Below are 5,053 nucleotides of genomic sequence, written 5' to 3'. Positions count from 1 at the left end.
CAGATTGCTTTCAACCTGGCCAACGGCATCACGCCCAAGGGCGTGTTCAAGGATGTCGCCGACATCATGGAAGGCGCCACAGTGCCGGGTTCGCGCAGCAAGAAGCGCAAGGGCATGGCCAAGGCTGCCGAGGAAAGTGCTCGCTACGAAAACGAATTGCGTTCGCCCAGCGAGATCACCAAGCGCATCCGCCAGCTCGAAGAGAAGATGTACCAACTGGCCCGTGACCTGGAGTTCGAAGCGGCGGCGCAGATGCGCGACGAAATCACCAAGCTGCGCGAGCGCTTGCTCACCGTCTAACGACGCTCGATCCCTCGTAGGGGCCGGCTTGCCGGCGAAGAGACCCTCAAATCCTGTGCAAGGGTTGGGAGCCTATTCGCTGGCAAGCCAGCTCCTACAGGCAATTCGTGGGTCAGTGGACTTCGCCAGCCTTGAGGCCCTTGGGCAGGGCCTTGGTCAACAGCACCGCCAGCATGCTGATGCCCAGGGCGATGCCGACAAAATGGAAGGCATCGTTGTAGGCCATGATCTGCGCCTGCTGGTGGGTGATCTCGCTGAGCTTGCCCAGGGCTGCGGTTTCACTGCCGAACTTCTCGGTAAAGGTGGCCAAGCGCTCCGCTACCTGCGGGTTGCTCGGCACCACTGCTTCACGCAGATAGTCGAAATAGGTCTTGGTCCGGGCGTCCAGCAGGGTCGCCAGCAGGGCGATGCCAATGGCGCCGCCGAGGTTGCGCAGGATGTTGAACAGGCTTGAAGCCGAGCCCGCATCCTGGGGCTGTATATAAGCCGTGGCAATCAGTGAAATGGTGACCATGATCAGCGGTTGACCCAGGGCGCGGATGATCTGGATCTGATTGAACTGCGGCCCGGCGAAGTCCGGGTTGAGCACTCCGGAAGAAAAGCTCGCCAGCCCGAACAGGCCAAACCCCAGGGCGCACAGCCATTTTGGCGAAACCAATTGCATCAGCTTGGGCACCAAGGGAATCAGGAACAACTGCGGCACCCCCATCCACATGATCACTTCGCCGATCTGCAGGGCGTTGTAGTTCTGGATTTGCGCCAGGTACAGCGGCAGGAGGTAGATCGAGCCGTACAGGCCGACACCCATGCCCAGGCTGGAAATGCTTGACAGGCCAAAGTTGCGATTGCGCAGGATGCCCAGGTTGATAAGAGGATTGGGCCTGGAGAACTGCACGATGACGAAGGTGATGAGGCTGATCAGAGCAATGCTGCCCAGGGTCACGATCAGGCTCGATTCCAGCCAGTCCTTGCGATGCCCCTCTTCCAGGAACACCTGCAGGCAACCCAGGCCCAGGCCGAGGGTGAAAATGCCGGCGTAATCGGTACTTTTCAGCAGCTCCCAGTGGGCTTCCTTCTTCTCCAGGCCATAGAGCAGACCGGCGATCATCAGCAGGCCTGGCGGTATATTGATATAGAAGATGTACTCCCAGCCCCAGTTTTCCGTGAGCCAGCCGCCCAGAGTCGGGCCGATAGACGGGGCGAAGGTGGCGGTCATGGCGAACATCGCCATGCCCTTGGCCCGATGGTGCTCGGGGAGCTTGATCAGGGTCAGGGTGAATGCCAGGGGAATCAGCGCGCCGCCGGTGAAGCCTTGCAGCGCGCGGAACAGGATCATGCTTTCCAGGCTCCAGGCCATGGAGCAGAGCAGGGAGGCGATCAGGAATCCCACGGAAACCCAGACCGCCAGCCGCCGTGCCGAAAGCAACTGCACCAGCCAGGCGGTGAGGGGGATCATGATGATCTCCGCCACCAGATAGGAGGTGGAGATCCACGAGCCTTCCTCGAGGGTGGCGGACAGCGCGCCCTGGATGTCCTTCAGTGAGGAGTTGGTGATCTGGATGTCGAGTACCGCCATGAAGGCGCCAAGCATGGCGCTCATCACCGCAATCCAGTCGCGCCGGGAGGGTTCTCCTGCCGGACGCAATAACTGGTCACCGGCCATCGGCAGGGTCTTGTACGTTCACTTTGACGGTGACCGACATGCCCGGGCGGATCTTGCCCTGTAGCGGATTGTCGGCGGCGAAGGTGAGTTTCACCGGAATGCGCTGTACCACCTTGGTGAAGTTGCCGGTGGCATTGTCTGGTGGCAGCAGGCTGAACTGCGCACCGGAGGCGGCGAACAGGCTGTCGACCCGGGCCTGGATCGGTGTGTCGCCGTAGGCGTCGAAGGTCAGTTCGGCCTTTTGTCCAGGCCGCATGTGGCCGATCTGGGTCTCCTTGAAGTTGGCCTGGACCCAGATGTCCTGGTCCGGAACGATCGACAGCAGGTACGCACCGGCTTGCACCACCTGGCCGTTGCGCGCCGCGCGCTGGCCGATGATGCCGCCGATGGGCGCGTGGATTTCGCTGCGGGTCAGGTTCAGTCGGGTTTGGGCCAGGTCTGCCTGGGCATTGGCAATCTGTGCATCGAGGCGCTTGATTTCGGCGCTCAGGGCGTTGACCTGCTGGCGCTGGCCTTGCAGGTCGGCCTCGGCCTTGGCCACCTGGGAGCGGGCGATATGGTTGTCGGCGGAGAGGGTGGTCACCCGTTCTTCCGAGACATAGCCGGGTTTGCGCAGAGTCTGGGCCCGGGACAGATCGATCTGCGAACGGCCAAGGCTGGCTTGGCTCGATGCAACCTGGGCCTGGCTCGCAGCAATCAGGCTGGCTTGTTGGGTCAGTTTGCTCTGGGCCTGCAAGCGTTCGGCTTCACGGGTGGCGAGAGCGGCCTGGGCGCGATCCACCGCCAGTTGAAAATCCGCACCCTCCAGGCGTACCAGCAATTGCCCCTTTGCCACCTGCTGGTTGTCCTGGACCAGGACTTCGTCGATCCGTGCACTCAGTTGGCTGGAGACCCGGGTGATTTCGCCCTGCACATAGGCGTTGTCGGTGGTTTCATAGAAGCGCCCGTGAAACCACCAATGAGCGAGGAAGCCCAGGGCGACCAGTAGGACCAGGGACAGGAAAATGAACAGGCGACGCTTGAGTTGGGCGGGCATGGGCAGGCTGTAGTCAAAAAAATGTAAGGAAATTTATCAGGGGGCGAATCTGGCAGATAGCCCGTGGGTGGTAAATGCCAAGCGCTGATATTTGGCCATTCATGGGCTCTGCAGCGGTGTGTAGCCGCAACCTTGGCTTAAATGCCCTCCTCACTGGAGCCGGGCCGGGGTCGCCTGTTACCATTCGCCCCCAGTTTATTCCTCGCTTTTCTATTCTTTTCGAGACATGCCATGACCACCGTCCGCACGCGCATCGCGCCATCGCCTACCGGGGACCCCCACGTAGGTACCGCTTACATCGCTTTGTTCAACTATTGCTTTGCCAAGCAGCATGGCGGTGAGTTCATCCTGCGTATTGAGGACACTGACCAGTTGCGTTCGACCCGCGAGTCCGAGCAGCAGATTTTCGATGCCTTGCGCTGGTTGGGCATCAGCTGGAGCGAAGGTCCGGATGTGGGCGGTCCCCATGGTCCTTATCGTCAGAGCGAACGTGGCGACATCTACCAGAAGTACGCCCAGCAACTGGTAGACCTGGGCCACGCCTTCCCGTGCTTCTGCACCGCCGAAGAGCTGGACCAGATGCGCGCCGAACAGATGGCCCGTGGCGAGACTCCGCGTTATGACGGCCGCGCCTTGCTGCTGTCCAAGGAAGAAGTGGCCCAGCGCCTGGCGGCCGGTGAGCCCCATGTGATTCGCATGAAGGTGCCGACTGAAGGTGTCTGTGTGGTGCCTGACCTGCTGCGTGGCGATGTAGAGATCCCGTGGGATCGCATGGACATGCAGGTGCTGATGAAGACCGATGGCCTGCCGACCTACTTCCTGGCCAACGTGGTCGACGACCACCTGATGGGCATCACTCACGTGTTGCGCGGTGAAGAGTGGCTGCCTTCGGCACCGAAGCTGATCCTGCTGTACGAGTATTTCGGCTGGGAGCAGCCGCAGTTGTGCTACATGCCGCTGCTGCGCAATCCGGACAAGAGCAAGCTGTCCAAGCGCAAGAACCCGACCTCGGTGACCTTCTACGAGCGCATGGGCTTCATGCCGGAAGCCATGCTCAACTACCTGGGCCGCATGGGTTGGTCGATGCCGGACGAGCGCGAGAAATTCTCGTTGCAGGAGATGGTCGATAACTTTGACCTGTCGCGGGTATCCCTGGGGGGGCCGATCTTCGATATCGAGAAGCTGTCCTGGCTCAACGGCCAGTGGCTGCGTGACCTGCCAGTGGAAGAGTTCGCCAGCCGGGTGCAGACCTGGGCGCTGAACCCCGAGTACATGATGAGGATCGCACCCCACGTGCAGGGCCGGGTCGAGACTTTCAGCCAGATCGCTCCGCTGGCCGGCTTCTTCTTCGCCGGTGGCGTGAGCCCGGATGCCAAGCTGTTCGAGTCCAAGAAGCTTTCCGGCGATCAGGTGCGTCAGCTGATGCAATTGATCCTGTGGAAACTCGAAAGCCTGCGTCAGTGGGAGAAAGACAGCATCACCGCGACCATTCAGGCGGTGGTCGAGTCCCTGGAGCTGAAACTGCGCGACGCCATGCCGCTGATGTTTGCCGCCATTACTGGCCAGGCCAGTTCGGTGTCAGTGCTCGATGCCATGGAGATCCTCGGGCCGGACCTGACCCGTTTCCGTCTGCGCCAGGCTATCGACCTGCTCGGCGGCGTGTCGAAGAAAGAAAACAAGGAATGGGAAAAGCTTCTCGGCGCCATTGCCTGAAGCTCTTTTGTTTCGGCGGGGGCGCGCGCCGGGGCCGGCGATCTTTTCGACTACGCTTGAGACACAGGCGCCAGGCGGGTTGATTGCAAGTTACGGCGGTTCCCTGGGGCTTGCGGTGAGGGTTTTGTGCGACTTGCCGCAGGCGGGGAAGGGCGCAAAACCCCGGGTTTTCCGGGCGGGCCGGTAAGTGATTGTTATCCCGGCAAATTTTTTTTCAAAAAACCGAAAAAAAATTGACAGCCCTTTGTTCGCCCCTTAAGATTCGCCCCGTCCTCACCGACGAGGGGCTATAGCTCAGCTGGGAGAGCGCTTGCATGGCATGCAAGAGGTCGACGGTTCGA

General features: G+C 60.9%; 4 protein-coding genes. 2 read left to right on the top strand and 2 right to left on the bottom strand.

Translation table 11 applies throughout. The features are described 5' to 3' along the window. On the top strand, window positions 1–300 hold a 300-nt coding region (locus BLX41_RS34475), incomplete at its 5' end, for a UvrB/UvrC motif-containing protein (protein ID WP_259744420.1). A 112-nt stretch (window positions 301–412) separates the two neighbouring features. Here BLX41_RS34475 and BLX41_RS04780 read toward each other — a convergent pair. Then, window positions 413–1,963: an MDR family MFS transporter gene (locus BLX41_RS04780; RefSeq protein WP_123723976.1), complete on the bottom strand. Its 1,551-nt coding sequence runs from the start codon at window positions 1,961–1,963 to the stop codon at window positions 413–415. Continuing rightward, window positions 1,953–2,999 (bottom strand): HlyD family secretion protein, encoded by a 1,047-nt coding sequence (locus BLX41_RS04775; RefSeq protein WP_123723975.1) that lies wholly within the window; start codon window positions 2,997–2,999, stop codon window positions 1,953–1,955. The genes BLX41_RS04780 and BLX41_RS04775 overlap by 11 nt, the downstream gene beginning before the upstream one ends. Before the next feature lie 231 nt (window positions 3,000–3,230). On the opposite strand from BLX41_RS04775, the gene gltX reads away from it, so the two are divergent. Beyond that, window positions 3,231–4,712, top strand: a complete 1,482-nt coding sequence (gene gltX, locus BLX41_RS04770; protein WP_123723974.1) for a glutamate--tRNA ligase — start codon at window positions 3,231–3,233, stop codon at window positions 4,710–4,712. Window positions 4,713–5,053: the final 341 nt, after the last annotated feature.

Origin of the sequence: Pseudomonas protegens, from assembly GCF_003732485.1 — a bacterium.
GTDB classification, from domain to species: Bacteria; Pseudomonadota; Gammaproteobacteria; order Pseudomonadales; family Pseudomonadaceae; genus Aquipseudomonas; species Aquipseudomonas protegens_B.
The sequence above is the reverse complement of the archived record's forward strand: the minus strand, read 5'-3'. Positions and strand labels throughout refer to the sequence as shown.

What these genes read in the sequence shown, in the direction of transcription:
- gltX (WP_123723974.1), top strand. Translation starts at nt 3,231, where the DNA reads ATGACCACCGTCCGCACGCGCATCGCGCCATCGCCTACCGGGGACCCC.
- BLX41_RS04775 (WP_123723975.1), bottom strand. Translation starts at nt 2,999, where the DNA reads ATGCCCGCCCAACTCAAGCGTCGCCTGTTCATTTTCCTGTCCCTGGTC.
- BLX41_RS04780 (WP_123723976.1), bottom strand. Translation starts at nt 1,963, where the DNA reads ATGGCCGGTGACCAGTTATTGCGTCCGGCAGGAGAACCCTCCCGGCGC.